The 21,182-nt window shown below is 38.1% G+C and carries 19 protein-coding genes and 2 tRNA genes; 2 read left to right on the top strand and 19 right to left on the bottom strand.

The annotated features are described in order from the left end of the window. Window positions 1–363 precede the first annotated feature (363 nt). The 11 genes from rpsO to ABJD71_RS03335 form a co-directional block, all read right to left on the bottom strand. A complete protein-coding gene (gene rpsO / locus ABJD71_RS03385) occupies window positions 364–633 on the bottom strand; it encodes a 30S ribosomal protein S15 (RefSeq protein ID WP_316027182.1) in 270 nt (89 codons plus the stop codon). A gap of 116 nt (window positions 634–749) precedes the next feature. Then, entirely contained in the window at window positions 750–1,706 is a 957-nt protein-coding gene (gene truB / locus ABJD71_RS03380; protein ID WP_348164542.1) for a tRNA pseudouridine(55) synthase TruB, read from the bottom strand. Between the two features lie 3 nt (window positions 1,707–1,709). Next, window positions 1,710–2,138: a 30S ribosome-binding factor RbfA gene (rbfA, locus tag ABJD71_RS03375; RefSeq protein ID WP_348164539.1), complete on the bottom strand. Its 429-nt coding sequence runs from the start codon at window positions 2,136–2,138 to the stop codon at window positions 1,710–1,712. A 113-nt stretch (window positions 2,139–2,251) separates the two neighbouring features. Next, a complete protein-coding gene (gene infB, locus ABJD71_RS03370; protein ID WP_348164536.1) occupies window positions 2,252–4,861 on the bottom strand; it encodes a translation initiation factor IF-2 in 2,610 nt (869 codons plus the stop codon). Window positions 4,862–4,883: 22 nt separating this feature from the next. Continuing rightward, window positions 4,884–6,377, bottom strand: coding sequence for a transcription termination factor NusA (gene nusA / locus ABJD71_RS03365; protein WP_348164533.1), 1,494 nt, complete (start codon window positions 6,375–6,377; stop codon window positions 4,884–4,886). A 50-nt stretch (window positions 6,378–6,427) separates the two neighbouring features. Then, entirely contained in the window at window positions 6,428–6,886 is a 459-nt protein-coding gene (rimP, locus tag ABJD71_RS03360) for a ribosome maturation factor RimP (protein WP_348164530.1), read from the bottom strand. Window positions 6,887–7,432: 546 nt separating this feature from the next. Continuing rightward, window positions 7,433–7,509, bottom strand: a tRNA-Met gene (locus ABJD71_RS03355). 85 nt (window positions 7,510–7,594) lie between these two features. Further along, window positions 7,595–7,671 (bottom strand) — tRNA-Met (locus ABJD71_RS03350). A gap of 210 nt (window positions 7,672–7,881) precedes the next feature. Then, window positions 7,882–8,184 carry a 4a-hydroxytetrahydrobiopterin dehydratase gene (locus ABJD71_RS03345; RefSeq protein WP_348164527.1) on the bottom strand — a complete coding sequence of 101 codons (303 nt, stop codon included), beginning with the start codon at window positions 8,182–8,184 and terminating at the stop codon, window positions 7,882–7,884. A gap of 142 nt (window positions 8,185–8,326) precedes the next feature. Beyond that, a complete protein-coding gene (locus tag ABJD71_RS03340; RefSeq protein WP_348164525.1) occupies window positions 8,327–10,999 on the bottom strand; it encodes a TonB-dependent receptor in 2,673 nt (890 codons plus the stop codon). Window positions 11,000–11,319: 320 nt separating this feature from the next. Further along, window positions 11,320–11,772 carry a MaoC family dehydratase gene (locus ABJD71_RS03335; RefSeq protein ID WP_348164522.1) on the bottom strand — a complete coding sequence of 151 codons (453 nt, stop codon included), beginning with the start codon at window positions 11,770–11,772 and terminating at the stop codon, window positions 11,320–11,322. Window positions 11,773–11,915: 143 nt separating this feature from the next. On the opposite strand from ABJD71_RS03335, the gene ABJD71_RS03330 reads away from it, so the two are divergent. Beyond that, entirely contained in the window at window positions 11,916–12,818 is a 903-nt protein-coding gene (locus ABJD71_RS03330) for a LysR family transcriptional regulator (protein ID WP_348164519.1), read from the top strand. A 37-nt stretch (window positions 12,819–12,855) separates the two neighbouring features. Here the strand turns inward: ABJD71_RS03330 and modC are convergent, their stop codons facing one another. From modC to ABJD71_RS03300, 6 genes are all read right to left on the bottom strand, one after another. Then, window positions 12,856–13,977: a molybdenum ABC transporter ATP-binding protein gene (modC, locus tag ABJD71_RS03325; RefSeq protein ID WP_348164516.1), complete on the bottom strand. Its 1,122-nt coding sequence runs from the start codon at window positions 13,975–13,977 to the stop codon at window positions 12,856–12,858. Continuing rightward, window positions 13,967–14,662 carry a molybdate ABC transporter permease subunit gene (modB, locus tag ABJD71_RS03320; RefSeq protein WP_348164513.1) on the bottom strand — a complete coding sequence of 232 codons (696 nt, stop codon included), beginning with the start codon at window positions 14,660–14,662 and terminating at the stop codon, window positions 13,967–13,969. Before modB ends, modC begins: the two co-directional genes overlap by 11 nt. A gap of 2 nt (window positions 14,663–14,664) precedes the next feature. Further along, window positions 14,665–15,426, bottom strand: a complete 762-nt coding sequence (gene modA / locus ABJD71_RS03315) for a molybdate ABC transporter substrate-binding protein (RefSeq protein WP_348164510.1) — start codon at window positions 15,424–15,426, stop codon at window positions 14,665–14,667. Between the two features lie 102 nt (window positions 15,427–15,528). After that, the gene (locus ABJD71_RS03310; RefSeq protein ID WP_348164507.1) at window positions 15,529–15,894 is read right to left on the bottom strand and encodes a DUF6768 family protein; all 366 of its coding nucleotides are present in this window, start codon (window positions 15,892–15,894) and stop codon (window positions 15,529–15,531) included. After that, window positions 15,887–16,444 carry an RNA polymerase sigma factor gene (locus ABJD71_RS03305; RefSeq protein ID WP_348164504.1) on the bottom strand — a complete coding sequence of 186 codons (558 nt, stop codon included), beginning with the start codon at window positions 16,442–16,444 and terminating at the stop codon, window positions 15,887–15,889. The genes ABJD71_RS03310 and ABJD71_RS03305 overlap by 8 nt, the downstream gene beginning before the upstream one ends. A gap of 273 nt (window positions 16,445–16,717) precedes the next feature. Beyond that, the gene (locus tag ABJD71_RS03300; RefSeq protein WP_348164501.1) at window positions 16,718–17,188 is read right to left on the bottom strand and encodes a CreA family protein; all 471 of its coding nucleotides are present in this window, start codon (window positions 17,186–17,188) and stop codon (window positions 16,718–16,720) included. 394 nt (window positions 17,189–17,582) lie between these two features. On the opposite strand from ABJD71_RS03300, the gene ABJD71_RS03295 reads away from it, so the two are divergent. After that, window positions 17,583–18,872 carry a DEAD/DEAH box helicase gene (locus ABJD71_RS03295; protein ID WP_348164498.1) on the top strand — a complete coding sequence of 430 codons (1,290 nt, stop codon included), beginning with the start codon at window positions 17,583–17,585 and terminating at the stop codon, window positions 18,870–18,872. Window positions 18,873–18,908: 36 nt separating this feature from the next. Here ABJD71_RS03295 and ABJD71_RS03290 read toward each other — a convergent pair whose 3' ends face one another. Together ABJD71_RS03290 and ABJD71_RS03285 are read right to left on the bottom strand one after the other, a co-directional pair. Next, a complete protein-coding gene (locus ABJD71_RS03290; RefSeq protein ID WP_348164495.1) occupies window positions 18,909–19,730 on the bottom strand; it encodes a LytTR family DNA-binding domain-containing protein in 822 nt (273 codons plus the stop codon). Further along, window positions 19,727–20,920, bottom strand: a complete 1,194-nt coding sequence (locus ABJD71_RS03285) for a histidine kinase (RefSeq protein WP_348164492.1) — start codon at window positions 20,918–20,920, stop codon at window positions 19,727–19,729. Before ABJD71_RS03285 ends, ABJD71_RS03290 begins: the two co-directional genes overlap by 4 nt. Window positions 20,921–21,182: the final 262 nt, after the last annotated feature.

Here is a 21,182-nt window from a genome sequence, read left to right as displayed (position 1 = left end):
TTATTGATTTATTAAATTAATACTCTAAATTTCGTGATTAAAAATATTTGTCCATCTGTTTATTGTTGTTAAGCAAATTTAAAATAACAATAAATAGTATAGTTTGATTTGTAATTTTACCTATTAAATACCATCCGTAAAATAAGAAATATTATCACTAAGATCACTAGTATATACTTAAATTTCAACTAGTAATGATTATACTCAATCAAGAGGACACTATACTTTAGTATAGTGAGTAATCTTAAGACAATGGCTAGATCACTTTCTATATTATTAACCTTCTAACAACCTCTATGAATTTCACTTTATCTTAGACATAAAAAAAGACGCTTGCGCGTCTTTTTTGTATGCATAAATCGATTAACGACGTAGGCCTAAACGTTTTATCAAGTCTTGATAACGTTCAACATTTTTACCCTTAAGGTAATCAAGAAGTTTACGACGCTGGCTAACCATACGTAATAGACCACGACGTGAGTGGTGATCTTTCTTATGATCTGCAAAGTGGCCCTGTAGTTTGTTGATATTGCTAGTAAGCAATGCAACTTGAACTTCAGGTGAACCTGTATCACCTTCTTTAACGCCATATTCAGCAATAATTGCTGCAGTTTCTTGTGTACTTAGTGACATAATTTTCTCCAAAAAATAAGAGTTTAAAGATACAACTCGCCGATCACTAATTCAGCAAGCCAAAAAGAGCGCGTATTATAGCCTCGCATCTTGCAATAACAAGGACTATTTAACTATTAATACACCACCGAACGTTTAGGTGCTACTTTTGCATCATCATCAATAAAACCAACACCTAAAAATTTACCACTTTGCTCACTATATACCTTTACTAAAGTACCTTCGGAGAATTCTGACCTTCCATTAAAATTGACTGGGTTACCATTTCTGAAGAACCCTTCACCTATTTCTCCAATTTCAACGTCTGGTAATTCTTTTACTGCAGAATCCATTGGCAACAGCAACCCGTCTAACTCACTAAAAGTATCATTGTTTAACAAATCAGCGGTTTCATCATCTATTTTATTTCGAATAATTTGAAGCGCCTCAATAGTCATCATTCTGTCAACAGGATAATCAGTTACTTGTGTGCGATGAAGTTTACTTACGTAAGCTCCGCAACCTAATAATTGGCCTAAATCATCTACTAAAGAGCGTATGTAAGTACCTTTGCTACAATGCACGGTCATATCGACCTCTTCACCTTCAAACCTATCAACTATTAATTTAAAAATAGTGATGTCTCGGGCTTCTCTTTCAATATTTATTCCTTGGCGAGCATAAAAATACAAGGGCTTACCTTGATGCTTTAAAGCTGAATACATAGAAGGAACTTGCTTGATTGGCCCTCTAAACATATCACAGGCTGAATGTAATTTATCTTCATTGACATTAACTATTCTAGTGTCTACAACCTCACCGTCTGCGTCTGAAGTTGTCGTTCGGACCCCCAGCTTTGCAGTAACTTGATAAGTTTTATCCGCATCTAATAGAAACTGAGAAAACTTTGTTGCCTCACCCAAGCAAATAGGCAGCATGCCAGTAGCTAAGGGATCTAATGCCCCAGTATGCCCAGCTTTTGCTGCATTAAACATACGCTTAACTTGTTGCAGTGCATGATTAGAAGATAAGCCGAGACCCTTATCTAATAAAATAATGCCATTGACTAAACGGCCTTTTCTTTTTCTGGCCATTAATTAAAGATTCTCATCAATGTCTTTATCGTTTTCATCAAAAGTGCGGCCCGCTTCTTTAGCACGCTCAGCATCTTTATTTAAGGTGTCACTTACCAAATTAGCAATACGGATCCCTTCTGTTAATGAGCCATCTCTGACAAATTTAACAGCTGGTACAGCACGCATACGCATGCGACTCGCCAATAGTTTTCGAATAAACCCTTTATTGTCTTCAAGAATCGCTAAGTATTCTTTAATTTGTTCTTCATCATTTTCAAAAAACGTTACATAAATTTTAGCATGCGCTAAATCTCGCGAAACTTCGACACCTGATACTGTCACCATACCTAAGCGAGGGTCGCGGTTTTTGAATTCATTCTGTAATATGCTGGCGATTTCTTTATGAATTTGTTGCCCGACACGGTCGGTACGTGAAAACTCTCTTGCCATCTTAATTTCTCCTGATACATAACTTATGCATCTGTACACAAACAAAACGGAGGCCGAGGCCTCCGTAAATTAACTTAACTCGGAATAGGTAAAACCTATTAGCTTGTTAAATATTAAAGCTCTCGTTTTACTTCAACAATTTCAAACACTTCGATCTGGTCACCCGCTTTAACATCGTTGTAGTTCTTAACACCAATACCACACTCAATGCCGTTACGGACTTCTTGAACATCATCTTTGAAACGTCTCAGTGACTCAAGTTCACCTTCATAAATAACAACGTTTTCACGTAACACTCGAATTGGATTACTACGTTTAACAATACCTTCAGTGACCATACAACCAGCGATAGCACCAATCTTTGGTGACTTAAATACATCACGTACCTCAGCCAACCCAATGATTTCTTGTCTGAACTCTGGCGCTAACATACCACTCATTGCTTGCTTAACTTCGTCAATCAATTGATAAATAATGCTGTAGTAACGTAAATCAATTTCTTCAGTTTCAACAATCTTACGGGCTGAAGCATCAGCACGAACGTTAAAACCAACTACAATTGCGCTTGAAGCTGCTGCTAAAGTTGCATCGGTTTCTGTAATTCCACCAACACCACTACCAACAATGTTGACTTTAACTTCATCAGTTGACAATTTAGTTAAAGAATCAGAGATGGCCTGAATCGAGCCTTGAACATCAGCTTTAAGCACAACGTTCAACTCGCTCACGTCACCAGCTTCCATGTTTGCGAACATGTTTTCTAGCTTAGCTTTTTGTTGCTTCGCAAGTTTAACTTCACGCTGTTTAGTGTGACGCTTAGTGGCTACCTCACGAGCTTTACGCTCATCTTGAACAACTAAGGCATTCTCACCTGCCATAGGTACACCAGATAAACCAAGGATTTCAACTGGAGTGGAAGGACCTGCAAGTTTCACATCCTTACCATTTTCATCCCGCATAGCTCGAATACGCCCGTATTCTTCACCACATAACATAATGTCACCGGCTTTAAGCTCACCTTCTTGAATGAGTACTGAAGCAACTGGACCACGCCCTTTATCAAGACGAGATTCAATAACAATACCCTTAGCAGGACCAGTTGGTACGGCTTGTAAATCAAGTACTTCAGCTTGTAAGTTGATAGCTTCTAATAACTCGTCTACACCTTGACCGGTTTTAGCAGAAACGTTTACGAACTGGTGTTCACCGCCCCACTCTTCTGAAATCACTTCGATTTGTGATAATTCAGTTTTAACTCTATCTAAGTCAGCCGCTTCTTTATCAATTTTATTAACCGCTACAATTAAAGGTACGCCAGCGGCTTTTGAATGCTGAACCGCTTCTTTAGTTTGTGGCATCACACCATCATCTGCTGCGACTACTAGAATAACGATATCAGTTGCAGTTGCTCCACGAGCACGCATAGCTGTAAAGGCGGCGTGACCTGGAGTATCTAAAAATGCAATTCGGCCATTATCAGTTTCAACACTGTAAGCACCGATATGCTGAGTAATACCGCCTGCTTCGCCGTCTGCTACTTTAGCACGACGAATGTAATCCAATAATGATGTTTTACCGTGGTCAACGTGACCCATGATAGTAACAACAGGTGCACGACTAGCTTTTTCACCACCAGACACATCAGCGATTAACTCATCTTCTAATGCATTGTCATTAACTAATTCATACTTATGCCCCATTTCTTCAACTACTAATACAGCAGTTTCTTGGTCAAGTACGTGGTTAATGGTAACCATTTCACCCATTTTCATAAGTGTTTTGATAACTTCAGTGGCTTTAATCGCCAACTTGCTACCCAACTCACCAACCGTAATGGTTTCGCCAATACGTACCATTTTTTCAACTGGTGCTGCTGGCTTATTAAATGCGTGTTTTAGCTCAGAACCGGCATTTTTCTTAGACTTCTTACGTCTGCGTCCGCCACGCTCTGATTGCATATCTTCTACGTCTTCTGCTTCTTGAGCATAACGATTCGAATGCACATGAACTTCTTCTTTTTCTTGCTTCTTACGACGCTCTTCTTCTTCTTTCCAACGTCTAGAATTCTCTTCTGCTAGTTTCTTAGCTTCTTCAGCCGCATTCTTAGCATCTTCTTCAAGCTTACGCTGAGTTTCTTCTTCTTGAGCTTTACGAAGCTTTTCAGCTTCCGAACGAATACGATCTTGCTCAGCTTTCTCTTCAGGACTCAAAACTGACTCTTCAGCTTGACGAGCTTCAGCGACTTCTTTTGCTTTTTCAACGCGTGCTGCACGCTCAGCATCAGCTTTAGCTTTTGCTTCTGCTGCTTTAACAGCTTTTTCTTCCGCTGCTTTTTTAGCGGCTTCAGCTGCTTTTTGCTCGGCTTCAAGCTTAATTTGCTGTTCTTCAGCCAAACGTTTGGCTTCTTCTTCAGCCATTTTAGCTTCTTCAACTTCTGAACGTTTCACATATGTACGTTTTTTACGCACTTCAACATTCACAGATTTAGACTTACCTACACTTAATGTACTCGTTGTTTTTCGTTGCAACGTCATACGTTTAGGCGCTTCTGAACCATTTCCACCATGCTGCTTACTTAAGAAGTCTAGCAAAACACGTTTTTCGTCTTCTGTTACACTGTCACCGGCTGCTTTAACGATACCTGCACTTTTAAATTGTTGAACCAAACGGTCAATTGAAGTGCCTATATCAGTGGCTAGTTTTTCTATGGATACTTCTGCCATAATTGGTATTCCTCCTGGTGACCTATTCTTCGTTGAACCAAACGATATTACGAGCAGCCATGATCAACTCACCGGCTTTTTCTTCGCTTAGTTCTTCTATATCTGAAATTTCATCTGTACCCTGTTCTGCAAGCCCTTCAAGATCTGTGATCCCGCGACTGGCCAACATATAAGCAAGATGTTTATCCATACCTTCAAGATTTAACAGTTCCTCTTTAGGCTCTACTGCTTCTAAAGTTTCTTCGTTTGCCAAAGCACGAGTGGTTAGAGTTGCACGAGCTCTACTACGAAGCTCCTCAACCATCTCCTCTTCTAAACCTTCTATTTCTAACAATTCATTGATTGGAACGTAAGCAATTTCTTCTAATGTAGTAAAACCTTCATCTACTAATACAGAAGCAAAGTCTTCATCAATATCTAAACCACTGGTAAACACGCCTAATACTTTAGCGTTTTCTTCTTCATGTTTAGAACTTAATTCTTCAGTTGTCATAACGTTCAATTCCCAGCCAGTAAGCTGACTTGCTAATCGAACATTCTGGCCACTGCGACCAATAGCTTGTGCTAAATTATCTGGCTCTACGGCAACATCCATAGACTGTTTATCTTCATCTACAACAATTGAAGATACCTCAGCCGGAGCCATTGCATTAATAACGAATTGAGCTGGATTATCATCCCAAAGCACTATATCAACGCGCTCACCACTTAATTCACCAGAAACCGCTTGTACTCGAGAGCCTCTCATACCAACACAAGCACCTACTGGATCAAGGCGTTTATCATTGGTTTTCACAGCAATCTTTGCTCTAGAACCAGGATCACGAGCCGCTGCTTTAATATCTAGCGTTTCTTCTGCGATTTCAGGCACTTCAATTCTAAATAACTCAACCAGCATGTCTGGATGAGTACGACTAATAAATAATTGAGCACCACGTGCTTCAGGGCGAATAACGTAAAGCAAACCACGTACTCTGTCACCAGGGCGAAATGTCTCACGAGGTAACATATCATCACGATAAATAACGCCTTCAGCATTATTTCCTAGGTCGATAATAACGTTATCTCGGTTTACCTTTTTCACTGTACCGGTAACTAATTCACCAACACGGTCTTGATATTCGGCGATTACTTGATCACGTTCAGCTTCACGTACTTTCTGTACGATAACTTGCTTAGCCGTTTGTGTTGTAATTCTGTCAAACGCGATAGATTCAATTTGGTCTTCAACAAAATCACCTAATTGAATATCGGGTTCATCTAACTGAGCAGCTGATATAGACATTTCAGCCATTGGATTTTCTTGCTCATGATCGTCTGCAACCACTAGCCATTGACGAAAAGTATCAAAATTACCAGTTTCGCGATCAATACTTACACGTACTTCAATTTCGCCTTCATTTTTCTTTTTAGTGGCACTGGCAATAGCAAATTCTAATGCCTCAAAGATTTTTTCTCTTGGAACCTGTTTTTCGTTTGAAACGGCTTCAGCCACTAACAAAATTTCTTTATTCATTGTTGCCTCACTGATTACTCTCTTACGAAAGCCCTTGTCAGGTCACCATCTTAATCAAAAGAGGGGACTAGATTACCTTTCTCTATATTCGCAATAGCCAAAACATGGATTTGGTTATCAACTTCTAACGTTAAGTTACCTGCTTCGCATCCTAACACTTTACCTTTATAGTTACGTCTATCACCCATGGGGATCTTTAATTTGACTGAAACCACTTCACCTAAACAGGTTAAGTAATGGGTTTCCTTAAATAAAGGTCTATCCATTCCTGGCGACGATACTTCTAAGTTGTATTCCGTACTAATTGGATCTTCTACATCTAACACTGCACTTACTTGGTGACTAACTTCAGCACAATGTTCCACACCGATACCATCAGCGTGGTCAATATATATTCTCAATGTTGAATGCTTACCCGCCCGGATAAACTCAACACCCACCATTTCAAAACCTAAAGCTTCGACTGGCGACGTTAACATTTCTGTTAACTTTTGTTCGAGTTGCGACAAAATATTGCTCCAAAAACAAAAAAAGGGCCAAAATGCCCAGAAAAAATGAATCACCCGTAGACTCTATAAATTTAACGTTAGAGAGTATAAATTACGAACACAAAAAACCCCGTACAAGCGGGGTAATTTGTTTCTGGACCCTAGTCCACTAAAAAACTAAACAATAGTTTTTAAAAGTGGTTGTGGGTTAATAGAGCAAATTAATAAAGATAATTAATTAAAAACATCTCAAATCATTCCCACAAATAAAGCGTTACTGTCATTAACTAATGAGGGAGTTCGCTTCTCAAGTGCGACGTATTGTACAGATCAGGTAATGCACTTGCAATACCATGGCCTATTCAAAGACCAAAAAATCTATCATCTTATAGAATAAAATTTTTACTAAGTGTGTATTTTAAAAATATAAGCTCAAAATTAAAAAAATGACTAAAAAGAACCACTGAAAACTGGATTATTACGCCAATATTTTTGGCAGAGAACACAGTTTTATTATCAATAAAAAAACCACAAGTAAATACAACTTTACTTGTGGTTTCTATCATATGGTTGCGGGAGCAGGATTTGAACCTACGACCTTCGGGTTATGAGCCCGACGAGCTACCAGACTGCTCCATCCCGCGCTTGAAATTTTTACTTACTAAATATTAGTAATTTACAACCAGTTAATTTATATCTTCAAGCATCAAAATTTGAATTTACAAAATATGGTTGCGGGAGCAGGATTTGAACCTACGACCTTCGGGTTATGAGCCCGACGAGCTACCAGACTGCTCCATCCCGCGCTTGAAATCTTCTACAACTAAAAGGCTTTTTACGTGTACCTCTTCTCGAGTGGGGCGTATTATACATAGCAAACAGGGACACGCAAGGGCTTAATACAGATAAAGTATAAATACCTGTTCAAACGGTCAATCTACATACAGGACGTTTAATTAATCATCACTTTAGGTCAATTTATCCAATCAGTTTTACTTTCACTTTAGCTAACATCATTACTTTGCATAATGTTCCATTTTCTTGGCTAAGGTAAAATCGAGCTCAGAAAGCCCACTTAGCTCGTGTGTCATGAGAGAGACAGCTACTTTATTGTAAGAATTAGACCAATCTGGATGATGTTTGAGTGTTTCTGCAAACATTGCTACTTGTGACATCCAACCAAACGCATCAATAAAATCATCGAACTTAAAATGTTTAGTTAACTTACTATCTTTAATAACCCATAAAGCCTCATCATTTAGATCTTCATTGAGTTTATTAAGAGAATTTTGGATTCGTTTTTTTGTGTACTTTTTCACCTTAACCTCACCTAAATTACAGTCAATTGTTCATTCAAAGCTTAATGCTAAATCACAAGATGTAAACAATGACTCTTTAAAACAAAGTTAAAAAAACTAGAAAATTCCCGAGCTAGTCGGGAATTGCAATTATGTACCTTTGCTAAAATTCTATAGCTATTCGCGCATATACTTGTCTACCTCTTGGATCATGCACTTTTGAGTCAAAGCCGCTATTTGTAAAAACTTGCGGGGGATCTTGATTTATCAAGTTAACCCCGCCCAAACTCATTACATATGAAGCGTCGGTTTCAAATATCCCACCTAGATCAATATTAAACTGAGCATCCCACGTAAAGTGACTATCCACCTTTTTATAGCCAACTGTGCAAGCATCAGAGAAGGTAGTGCCATCAGAACAAGTCTGATCATCTGAATAGCTATCAATGTATCTTCCAAATATATTGGCCGAGTAGAAATCATGTTTCCAATTTAAACCAAGGTTCATTCTCAATTCAGGTGTAGACACCCCTATATTATTAAAGTTACGCAAACCCGCGCCATCAATTGCTCCTGCTTGCGGGTCAACCAAATCATAAGCTAAAACATAGGTTGCAGTGACACTAGGTGTAAATGTTCCAAGGTCTGAATCCATATTGTAATTCGTTACTAAGTCGAAGCCAGAAGTTTCCATTGAACTTGCATTTACATAGGTAACATTTACTTGTAGCAGTGGACCAGTTAACGGGTCACCGGCACGAACTATACGGTCAGGATTCTGAGGCTCTGCATTTAAGATTGCTTGAAAACTTTCTTGAATAATCAAATCTGTAAATTCAAAATTCCAATAATCAAGCTCAATGGACCAATCATCAACCGGTTCAAATGAGAAACCCAAATTATAAGCGATAGACTCTTCAGGTTTTAACTCTTCATTACCCGTAGCTCTAGCTGCAGCAAAAGCTGCACTGCCAGTTAATGGGTCAACCATCTGGTTTAAACTAGTTGCACCACCGTCCCTTTGAAAGATTGAAGGAGCCCTAAATGAAGTCGATATTGAACCGCGAATAGAAAAATCATCTGTGGCACGCCATGATACCGCGAGTTTAGGATCAAGAGTATCACCTGTTGTACCACCATAATCTTCATATCTAAGGGCTATTTGCACGTCTAATGCATCACTTACAGGGAGAGCTAACTCTCCAAATATTGCGATAACATCTTGTTCACCGTAGATATCAGCATTACCAATAACAAATGAAAATCTATCTTGATTAGAGAGAGCATCATAATCTTGTCTTAAGTCTTGATATCGATACTGTACCCCAAACGCGATACCAGAAGCACCGCCTTCCATCTCAAACAACTCTTTGGAAATAAAGGCTTCAACCACCTCAAGGTTAGACTTGGAATCAATTTGTTGTTGTGCAGTAAAAGAATCAATCACATTTTGAGAGTTAGGCAACGAAGTATAAGATGTAGCAAAGGGATTAAAAAACTCACATTCTCCAACGCCAGCTGAACCGGTTATGGGATCACAACCTTGGCCACCAAACCCTCTTAGCGAATTTTGAAACTCTTGCGCTAAAGTGTCATTAACTGTAAAAAGAAAATTGTTTGTCGCAGCTGTATAACTCAATTCCCAGAAACCATCATCTAGTTCACCTTGCAACATAGTGCTGAACCTAAACGTATCTGACTCCGTGTTAGCAGGATCACCTTCTCCTCCATTTCCTATTTCACGACCAAAAAACTGCACATCTGTAGCAAACACATTACTTGGGTGGTTTGCTGGAACCGTTGGGAATGTCAAAATGGGAAAGCTCGGTGATCCCCCACGTTCAGCCCTATTACGAGCGGTAGAAAGTTCAGTTGTCCAGGAAATATCACTTGTTAACTGCTTATTCGCCTTCACATATGTGGATAGACGAGACTCATCAGGAACAAAAGAATAACTATTGCCAAAGTCGAACCCACAAAATCCAATTTCTAATCCGGGGACGGTACCCGATGGTGCTAAAAGAGTCGGATATCCACCAAATTCTTCACAGCCGGTTGGGTCAATAAATGGCGTGGCTCCTAAGAAAAATGAACCTGGGCTACCTAAAGAACTTGTATCATCTTCAATTCGGCTCAAACGTCTATCCGATGTAAACATTGGCGATCTATTAGTGTAACTTACTGCGGCCATCACACTGGAGTCATTGCTTACCGTTCCCCATAAACCTTGCACTGTATATTCTTTGTTATCACCATATGCCCCATCTTGATAATCAAGAGAAACCTGCATACCTTCATAGTCACTTTTAGTTATGAAATTAACGACACCTGCAACGGCATCTGAACCATATAGAGCTGAGGCACCGTCCTTTACAACTTCCATACGATTTAACGCTATCATTGGAATTAAAGAGCTAGTGTCAACAAAGTTAACACCACCATTATTTTGTTGGGCATTTACCACCTGCCTTTTGTTGTTTAAAAGGATAAGTGTTGACGCTACCCCTAAACCTCTTAGATTGATATTTGACGTCCCAGCGGTTGCATTTTGCGTAAACGCATCAGGTGTATTTTCGGAACCTGTATTAATAGTTAAAGTTTGAGTAATGTCACCAATACTCTTAGCCCCAATAGCATCAATGGCAACGCTATCAATAACCGCTAGAGGAGATGGTGATGAAAAGTTCTCACTACGCCTGACAAAACTGCCCGTTACTAATATCAATTCTACATTTTGCTCAGCTTCTTGGGCTTGTGCCAAAGCACTATTGTGTGTTGTAAATAACTGAGCAGAAATTGCCGCAGCTAAAAGTGTCATTTGTGTTTTTAGTCTCATACTGTGTTCCCAGTGAATAATTATTAGAAATTAAATACACTTACAAAGACCCGAGACTAAATACCATGCACAGTCAAAAGCCACAGCTCTATTTAATTCCAATAACATTGTTATTAGTGAGTATCTGCAGAAACGAACATGCACAACTCAAGAAGAATAGTAGGCACCGCGAGGCAATGTGTAAATAAATTGTTATTTATATGTAAAAACAACAGAGGGAGGTGGTCAGACCACTAGAATGAAAGTATTAGAAAAGTCTCCAAAATTTAGAGAGCTGGAGTAAAATCTAATCACCTAGCTGAAAGCAAAGAATGAATATTTTATTTAGCACCAACAAGTAAAGTAAGAAAAATACCTTTCAAAGCAGGCTTTTCTTGGTTCTCTATTTCAACAGTAGTTTCAAAATAGAATAGTCTGCCAGTAGACTTTTGTTCTATATCAACCAGTGTTGAATGAAAACGAACTTTATCGTTTACTCGCACTGGCTCAACAAACCGAACTTTATCTACACCATAGTTCAGTAAAGTTGGATACTCCGGATCAGCGAAAACCGAATCATAGAGAGCTTGGGGGATAAGAGTCACAGCGTAATACCCGTGAGCAATCGTTGTTCCAAATGGACTTTCTTTTGTACACCGAGCTGTATCCACATGTATCCATTGATCATCACCTGTAGCGTTAGCAAATAAGTTAATATCAGATTGGCCAATACTAATCCAATTACTAACTGGTAATCGTTCACCAATTGTTAACTCTACCAACTTCTTTTTCATGTATTTCTCCTATCTGATAACAACTAAGTGTCAATTTTAACAAGCTTTAAAATATCAATATAATGAATATTAAATATACGTTAACATTGATTTAACTAATAAATAACGTATTATTCGATAAATATGCTACCTGAGTACTTAATATGAATTTACACCGTATTGATTTGAACCTTTTCGCCGTTTTCGATGCTATATACACCGCAGGCAGTTTAACTAAAGCGGCAGATGTTTTATGTATAACTCAACCAGCAGTAAGTAATTCTTTGGCGCGCTTGAGAGAGATGTTGAACGACCCGTTATTTGTTAGAACAGGACACAGTATGACCCCTACTCCTGTTGCTCAAAATATCATTGGGCCGGCGAGAGAGGCACTAGGACTACTTAGAAAAAGCGTACAAGAAAGTCATATATTCGACCCATTAAAGGCAGAGAAGACTTATAACTTTGCGACTAGAGATCTATTAGAGGCGACAATAATGCCTAGATTGTTAGCTTTATTGCAAAAGAGTGCTCCTAAGATATCTGTAACTAATTATGAAGTGAGCCGGAAGAACATTGTGTCAGCCATGGCTAGTGGTAACTTAGACTTTTATGCAGACGCCTCATCTTTTAGCGATCAATACTTATGTAAACAAAAGCTCGCACAAGACCGATTTGTGGTTATTGCCCGTAAAAACCATCCAGACCTCACTAATGGTATGAGCTTAGATGCATTTTTAAGACTGGGGCATATAAATGTGTCCCAAAGAAAAATAGGGCCAGGGCCAATTGAAGTAGCATTAGACAAATTAGGTGAAAAACGTAAAGTAGTAATGCGTGGTCAACATTTTTTAACCGTACCTTCAGTTGTATTTAAAACTGACTTAATCGCTTGCCTGCCTTATCACTTGGCAAAACACTATGACTTAGCTTTATATGAAATGCCTTTCGAGCTACCGTTACTCGAATACTTTTTATATTGGCATGTTAGTTCTGACTTAGATGATGCTCACATTTGGATGCGAGAGCAAATAGCTGAGATGGTGAAGGCTTACCACCCTACTTAGTACTCCACAAATGAAAAAGGAAAAAGGAAAAAATCAACTACCCAAGAATAGCCACTGACTTTACTTGAACCCACACTATTTTACCACAAACTAGGCCGAGCTCTGAGAGAGATTTATTGGTAATTCTAGTTAACAATATAGTCGCGCCAGTTTTAACTTTAAGAAGTGTGGTTGCTCCCTCAATTTCAGGTGTGATACTCATAATTTTTACCCTCAATTGATTTAAAATACTGGTATCTGATTGTGGCCGCAGTGTAACACTAATGTCACTCGCCAGTATTCTTAACCGACATTGTGAATCAGGTAATATATCCAGCCGAACAGGTAACCATAATTGACCTCCATTAAACGCCACTTTCATCAGTTGCCATTGCTCATCTATCTTTAAAATATCACAATCTAGAACAGTGCCCATCTCATCCCTGCTTAGCAACGGCACATTAATATTTGTAAATAACTCAGACACGTTTCCTTGAATAACTAAACGGCCTTTTTGCAATATTAAAACATGGTCGGCTAAACGAGCAATTTCATCTATGGAGTGAGTCACATATAAAACAGGAATGCCAAAGCTCGCTCTTAATTTTTCTATATATGGCAAAATTTCAAGTTTACGTTTTCCATCTAAAGACGCTAAAGGTTCATCCATTAAAAGTAATTTGGGTTTAAGTAATAACGCTCTTGCAATCGCGACCCTTTGTTTTTCTCCACCAGACAGCTGATTTACCTTTTGAGCCAACAGAGTATTTAAGCCCATAATCTTAATTATTTGTTTATAAAACTCATTATTTAGCGCTTTGTTAGCGCGTTTAAAAGCATAAGATAAATTGCCCATCACAGTTAAATGTGTAAACAAACTTGGTTCTTGAAATACGTAACCAATCGATCTTTTATGTGTTGCTTTAAAAGTAACCTTATCTTGCCAAATATCACCATTAATCGTTAAACGCGCTGAGTCTGCTTGTTCAAGGCCAGCAATGCACCTCAACAATGTTGTTTTACCTGAGCCTGATTCTCCAAAAACTGCAGTGACACCCTCAGCGGGTATTGAAAAGTCAACATCAAGGGTAAACGAGCTCTCTAGAGTTTCATTAACACGCTCTAATTTAAAACTTGCTTCGATAATGTGTTTCCCACTATCTGAGGCCTTAGCCACCATAATGTAACCCTACTCCTGAGCGCTTACGTTGGAACCCATACAGGCCTAAAAGCACAATGAAAGAAAAACACAACATAATTGCCGCTAGTAAATGTGCGTTTGCGTATTGTAAAGCCTCTACATGATCATAGATTTGAATTGACACAACTCTGGTCTCTTGTGGGATACTGCCTCCCATCATAAGTACTATCCCAAATTCACCCACAGTATGGGCAAAGCCCAGAATTGTCGCAGTAATGAACCCAGGTTTTGCCAATGGCAATACCACACTAAAAAAGCGGTCAAACGGTCCAGCTCCTAACGTTGCTGCTACCTCAATAGGTCTATCACCAATACTTTCTATCGCGTTTTGAATTGGTTGCACCACAAATGGTAATGAGTAAACCATTGAAGCCAGTACCAAACCAGAAAACGTAAAAGGTAATGTCCCTAATCCCAATGCCTGGGTAAACTCCCCTATAGGTCCGTTAGGGCCCATAAATACCAATAAATAGAATCCTAAAACCGTCGGGGGTAAAACTAACGGTAAAGCAACTAACGCCCCTATAGGTATCTTCAACCAAGACTGAGTTTTAGCTAACCACCAAGCGATGGGAGTTGCCAAGACCAATAACAGCAAGGTCACCGTTGTGGCTAAACGTAATGTCAACCAAATAGCATCAATATCATCAGGCGTTAAATTCAAAATTAATAATTCTCTGGCGTTAAATAACCGTAATTTGTTAAAATATTCTGACCTTTATTAGACTTTATAAAGTTAATAAGCGCCAAAGCGGCTGCATTATTTTTAGCTTTATTTAGCATTATGGCTTGTTGCTCAATGGGCTTATGCCAACTATCAGGAATTAACCAAAACACGCCAGCATACTTTTTTTGATGAATGACTTGAGATAAGGCAACAAAGCCTAACTCAGCATTTCCAGAATCAACAAACTGATATGCTTGGGCAATATTTTCTCCTAGTACCCATTTAGACTTTGTGATTTCATATCTATCTAGAAACTCTAAAACCTCTAAAGTGGCAACTCCATAAGGCGCAAATTTTGGATTTGCAATCGCGAGCTTGTTAAAAGTTCCTCTTGTCAGTATATCTCTTGCTGGCTCTGCCAATTCCATCCTACTACTTAACAATACCAATCTTCCCGTTGCGTAGGTGAAACGGCTTTCTGAAACAGCCAACCCTCTATTAGCAATTGCCTTTGGTTTAACTGCGTCAGCTGAAAAAAATAAATCGTAAGGAGCGCCATGTAAAATTTGACCATAGAACTTTCCTGAGGAACCAAAAGATAATATATATTTGTGGTTTGAATCTTTTTCTAACTCTGTAACCAACGCCTGCATAGACTGGCGAAAGTTAGCAGCAACCGCTACATGGGCGCTTTCGGCTAGGGCGTCATAAGAAATCAACACCCCTAACATAGCTGCAAACCACCCACTGTACACTTTCATTAGACACGTCATCTCTACCTAGTAACCTTTGCACTACAACTTTTTATTATTTTTATTTACCGAATTCAAACAACTAGAACTTTAGACACTCTGACGAGTGTTTCACTTATTGCCTAGCAAAGAAACTTGCAGTTCAACTCTTTTAATTTCCCTGAGAACAGACAAACGATTTAACTCCATGAAAAAACACAATCGAGCAATCGCAAAAACAACTCCACTTAATAACGTACCGGCTAACCAATTAATTTTTAAACCCAGATCAAACTCATTTATCAGTTGATAACCACAAAATATCGCCAAACCAGCAAAGATAATTTGTAAGAAAACAATGACTGCAAAGGTTAACCGAAAAGTCCCTTTAAAGCTTTTAGTAATTAACTGCAATGCATTGGCCTGCTCTTCAGAAATATCATCTGTAAATTCATCATTAACCAAAGCTTCTATTATCTTCTTATTTAAATCATTCATTTCCATCTCCTGTCAAATTAGTTCGTATCAGATTACGGGCTTGGTATAAGCGAGACTTTACCGTACCTATTGGTATATCCAATATATGGTGTATTTCAGCCACACTTAAGTCTTCTAAATAGTATAAATGCACTAGCTGATATATTTCATTGGGTAGATGCTTCACCATTTCATCGAAACATACACTATCTTCATTTTTTGAATGTAGAAGAGATTCGTTTTCAGATTCGACAAACTCTTGATAACTATTTTCAATGTTATTTTGTCGTTGATTCTGGCGAATAATATCTACACATTTATGGTGTAGAATGTTATAAATCCATTTTGGAAAAGCAGCGCAATCTGTCAGTTTACCTAATTTAAGACTCATTATTTCTAAGGTATTTTGAACTGCATCTTCCGACTTTTGACGATCTCCTATTTGACGAAAAGCATATCGTAATAATTTTGGATACCAAATTTTTAGCAGTTTTTGTATCGCAACCACATCACCCATTTGACAACTAATGACCAGCCATTCTGTAAGAATTTGTTCGCTATTTCGTTTCATATAATAAAGGTCGTTGAATATTAATATTTGGTTCACGGAAATCAAAAAAATAATATATGTCCACAATAACAATTGAAAACAATGGCAAATACTTCCCAATTACATGTGTGCAACAATAAGTTAGAAGGAAATATGACACTGATACATCTCACTTAACCTAGGGCTATTTAGGCTAATATCTAAAAGTAGAGATGCCATGTCTATCTAAACGCGCAATTTGATGAACAAAAAAATACTCGAAATACCTTTATTAAGTCTTTAATAAACACTCCCCTACACACTAGGTTTAGGCAAATTTTTATAGGCTGGAGTTCCCCATAATGGAACAGTTGAAAGACTATGCTTAAAACTACCTGATGTTTCTTTAGTGGAATACGACACATACATCAAAGTTTGACTCTCTTCATCGAATATACGTCTTATTTTCATAGTTTTAAAAAATATACTTTTAGATTTTTTAAAAACCACCTCACCTGACTTTGATTTATCTATGGCATTAATCATTGCTAAGGTAATTTCACCAGTTTGACGACATGCGATGGAACTATCAGATGGGTCAGAAAGACTTAGGTCAGCTTCGATGCTAGCTACATGACAAGTCACACCTGTGACAATGGGATCTACCAGAGTATTAAGCTTAATGTCTTTGGTGGTAAACACCCCAAGAGAGATATCTCCCACTTCATTTTTATCACACCCCGTCAACATTAGAACAACCATTAAAGATGCACTGTATTTTTTCATATTTCCATCCTAAAATTTCCAAATAAGCGAAAGATATATACCTTATTAAAAAATAATTATTAAATTTTGAACTTTTTATCCTAAAATAGCGACTTACTATAGGCAGCGTAGTGAACTGCCAACTCCCTGGGCCGTTTAGCATGTTCTTCATGCTAACGGCTTTTTACTATGAGTATGGTAAATTACTTAAAACGTCCCCGATAGTTCAACCAGTATTGTTTTACTCCCTATGTTTTTACTTCCTCTCTTATTTTTAACTACCCTATTTTGTCACAAACTACTTCGTAAATAGCTAAGAATCACTGCCGCACCTCCTATACTGAAGTTAGTGAATATGATTTTGATATAAAATGCTGTATATTCCGCCCTCATTTTTGCTTGGTTTAGGAACAATATGAAATTTTCAAATTTAGGTTTAGCCAGTGAAATCCAAAAGGCACTCGAAGTCTGTGGGTACACTGATATGACCCCAGTGCAAGAACAGGCTATTATACCTGGACGTAGAGGCAAAGATTTATTAGTTAATGCACAAACCGGCACTGGCAAAACTGCAGCTTTCTCTGTACCTATAATACAACAGATGTTGGACTCGCCTAAGCAAACAATACCGAACAACCCTAGGGCACTAATTCTAACGCCAACCAGGGAGTTAGCAGAACAACTTGCAACTGCAATCGCCAGTTATGCCCAATTTTGCTCATTATCTGTGACTGCTTTATATGGTGGCGTAAAAATGGGGGGGCAAAGTGCAAAATTAAAACAAGGTATAGATATTCTTATTTCTACACCAGGACGTTTGTTAGAACACTTATCTTTAAGTAACGTCACCTTAGCCCATGCAGAGTTTATCGTATTAGACGAAGCAGATAGAATGTTAGATATGGGGTTCATTGCTGATGTACAAAACTTACTGACTCAGACACCTAAAAATCGTCAAACATTGTTGTTCTCAGCTACCAGCTCTCCAGCCGTAAACGAACTATCTCATAAAGTGTTACGGAACCACTTGGAAATACGAGTCACCAAAATCAATACCACTGCCGATACAGTTTCTCATGTAATGTATCCTGTTGAAGAGACAAAAAAAGTTGATCTATTTAAAGCCTTACTAAAAGAAAACAATTGGTTCCAAGTTTTGGTTTTCACCAGTACCAAGGAGCAAGCTGACCGCTTAATGGCAGCATTAAAGTTAAGTAAGATTGATGCTGCAGTATGCCATTCTGATAAAAGCCAAGGGGCGAGAAGACGCGCTATTGCTGATTTCAAATCAGCCAAACTACAAGTATTGATAGCAACAGAAGTAGCTGCCAGAGGCTTAGACATCCAAGGTTTGGACTATGTAGTAAACTTCAATTTACCTTATCTCCCTGAAGATTATGTTCACAGAATAGGTAGAACAGGCCGCGCAGGTAATCAAGGGTATGCTATATCTTTCGTAAGTCGGGAAGAAGAAAGCACAGTTGTACGCATTGAAAAATTGATAGGTAATAAAATCAAACGGATTGTCAAACCGGGGTTTGAAGTGAGTAATCGAGTAAGTTTACTAAAAAGCGTTTCTAAAAATACCCGAGGCTATCGCAGTAACAAAGCAACAGCAACTGAGATAAGCCGCGACAAAACGTCCCCCAATAAGGTAAAAAAATCTAAATCAGCAAGCCCCAACAGCCGTAGAAACAAAAAATAAAACAATTTACGAGAAGTATCCTATTAGGATACTTTTCTACTGTTCTCCCGCTAAAAAGTGCTTGATTGCATCTTTGTAATTACGGCTAACTTTTATTTTTTCAAATTCACCTAACTGTAAGAAAAACTCTCCTTTAGTGTGAGGTATGACTTTCTTAATAAAATTTAAATTAACAATGGTTGACCTATGCACTCGTTTAAACAAGTTTTCATCTAATTCAGTTAATAGTTCTTTTAAGGTGCTTCGTTTAATATGTGTTTGTCCTTTGGCATGAAGGCACACATAATCACCAGCAGCATCAACCCACTCCACCTCAGATTGTTTCAAGATCGTAATTTCGTCACGGTCTTTAATAACGACTTTAGCTTCAACCTTTTGCTCAATAACAGTGGCAGGTGTAGCTATTGGCATTGAGGTTTCGGTTTGAGAATTGTGATGAATAACGTCTATTGCACCTAAAATACTTGACTTACTACCTTCTGATTGAGCAGTTACAAGCCGTTGCTCGGCCCGTTTAATAGCTCTTGCAACCCTCTCATCGTCAATTGGCTTCAATATATAATCAACTGCATGAACATCAAATGCATCTAATGCATATTGCTCATAAGCCGTAGTAAATACTATAAGTGGAGCAACGTCACTTTGTAAGTTTTTAACCACATCAAAACCATTAAGGCCGGGCATTTGAATATCGAGAAAAACCAAATCTGGCGCTAAATCCATGATAGCCAAAATGGCCTCTCGCCCATTACTACATTGACCTACAATTTCTATTTCTGGATTTTTTCTCAGTTTTGCCTGTAGTAATTTTAAAGCCAGTGGCTCATCATCAACTATCAGAGTCTTTAATTTAATCATATATGTAACTCATTTTGGTCACTCAAAATGCCTTCACTTTTAACAAAGTTAGTATTCATTGAGGCGTACTCCCAAGGAATACTAATAGTGGTTTTCAAACCACCGGAGGCAAGGATATCAATATCTATGGAAAAGCTTTGCTGATACAAGGCCTTCAACCTTTCGTTTGTGTTCCGTAATCCCACCCCTCTACCTTTTGAACTTTCCATTTTACTTTTACCAATTTTACTGCCACTTCCGGTATCACTTAACTCTAGAATTAAGCGTCCTTCTCTAACTCTTGCCTCAAGACAAATCATGCCTCCTAATTCATTTTGTGAGATAGCATGCTTCATAGAATTTTCAATAATGGGTTGTAACAGTAAACTTGGTACCAACGCAATTTGAGCCTCATCTTCAATTTTAAAGTCCAACCCTAACCGATCACCAAAACGTGTTTTCTCAATCTCTAAATACAAATTAATAGCTGATACTTCATTTCTTAACGTTATTTTAGTGTCTGGATTATTGTCTAACGAATGACGTAAAAATCGACTCAGTTGCACAGTCATCTTTTGCGCTTTTTCAGGCTCATCTACTTCAACAAGAGAGTTAATAGCATTTAACGTATTACATAAAAAATGAGGATTGAGTTGATAACGTAACATTTTGATTTGTGCATCTCTGGCAATGGACTGCGCTCTTATTCTTTTTAATTGTTCTTCTCTTGTTTCGGCTTCAGCTTTAAGCATAATACTATGCTCGGCTTGCAACAAGTCGTTGTATCGAATGCCATGAAACAACCCAGTCCAACATAAAAATATAAACATACTTGCAAAATGCCATCCCCCAAACTCCCCCCACTCTGTTTGTTGGTCAGTCAATAAAATAAATGCTTCTATTCTGAAAAAAGTCCAAACAAAAGATACGGCGATCACCATACTTAACCCTAAAATAGTACGATAACTAAAATTAGCATGCCAAATACGTATAAAACCAAAATACAAAACAATGGTTAACGCTAATCCAAATACAGCCTGCAGTAACATATGCAACAAATGGCTCCAATCATATGGACCATACCAAAGCGTTAATGATAAAAAACTAACCGCACTTACAAAAATCCAAAAGCCAACGTGAAGTAACCAAAATCTATAGATGGCTGAGCCTCTATTGCTTTGATGTTTATTATCAGGTCCCATTGTTACCATAAATTATTACCACTGTTTTTATTTGGAAACGGCCAAAAACAAAAATTATTACACAATAGTAATACTCCCTGCCATATTGAATAACACTTAAAATACGTTGTTAATTGCAAACAATAAAGTAGTAAGATTTTACTTACCACGAACATTTCTAATAACAAACAGTTTACACTTGAGGAACCGGTGTAGCCAATTTAACGGTCCATCTCATCTATAACCCAGACCGTTTAAACGCAATTGACAACTTTTTATTAACAAATAGTCT

Source organism: Paraglaciecola sp. (assembly GCF_039943935.1).
In the GTDB taxonomy this organism is placed as follows: Bacteria; Pseudomonadota; Gammaproteobacteria; order Enterobacterales; family Alteromonadaceae; genus Paraglaciecola.
Note: the sequence above shows the minus strand (reverse complement) of the source record. Positions and strands in the feature narration are given on the sequence as shown.

Bases quoted from the DNA above. Each gene is read 5' to 3' on its own strand.
- rpsO (WP_316027182.1), bottom strand. From the start codon at position 633: ATGTCACTAAGTACACAAGAAACTGCAGCAATTATTGCTGAATATGGC.
- truB (WP_348164542.1), bottom strand. From the start codon at position 1,706: ATGGCCAGAAAAAGAAAAGGCCGTTTAGTCAATGGCATTATTTTATTA.
- rbfA (WP_348164539.1), bottom strand. From the start codon at position 2,138: ATGGCAAGAGAGTTTTCACGTACCGACCGTGTCGGGCAACAAATTCAT.
- infB (WP_348164536.1), bottom strand. From the start codon at position 4,861: ATGGCAGAAGTATCCATAGAAAAACTAGCCACTGATATAGGCACTTCA.
- nusA (WP_348164533.1), bottom strand. From the start codon at position 6,377: ATGAATAAAGAAATTTTGTTAGTGGCTGAAGCCGTTTCAAACGAAAAA.
- ABJD71_RS03340 (WP_348164525.1), bottom strand. From the start codon at position 10,999: ATGAGACTAAAAACACAAATGACACTTTTAGCTGCGGCAATTTCTGCT.
- ABJD71_RS03335 (WP_348164522.1), bottom strand. From the start codon at position 11,772: ATGAAAAAGAAGTTGGTAGAGTTAACAATTGGTGAACGATTACCAGTT.
- ABJD71_RS03330 (WP_348164519.1), top strand. From the start codon at position 11,916: ATGAATTTACACCGTATTGATTTGAACCTTTTCGCCGTTTTCGATGCT.
- modC (WP_348164516.1), bottom strand. From the start codon at position 13,977: ATGGTGGCTAAGGCCTCAGATAGTGGGAAACACATTATCGAAGCAAGT.
- modA (WP_348164510.1), bottom strand. From the start codon at position 15,426: ATGAAAGTGTACAGTGGGTGGTTTGCAGCTATGTTAGGGGTGTTGATT.
- ABJD71_RS03310 (WP_348164507.1), bottom strand. From the start codon at position 15,894: ATGAATGATTTAAATAAGAAGATAATAGAAGCTTTGGTTAATGATGAA.
- ABJD71_RS03305 (WP_348164504.1), bottom strand. From the start codon at position 16,444: ATGAAACGAAATAGCGAACAAATTCTTACAGAATGGCTGGTCATTAGT.
- ABJD71_RS03300 (WP_348164501.1), bottom strand. From the start codon at position 17,188: ATGAAAAAATACAGTGCATCTTTAATGGTTGTTCTAATGTTGACGGGG.
- ABJD71_RS03295 (WP_348164498.1), top strand. From the start codon at position 17,583: ATGAAATTTTCAAATTTAGGTTTAGCCAGTGAAATCCAAAAGGCACTC.
- ABJD71_RS03290 (WP_348164495.1), bottom strand. From the start codon at position 19,730: ATGATTAAATTAAAGACTCTGATAGTTGATGATGAGCCACTGGCTTTA.
- ABJD71_RS03285 (WP_348164492.1), bottom strand. From the start codon at position 20,920: ATGGTAACAATGGGACCTGATAATAAACATCAAAGCAATAGAGGCTCA.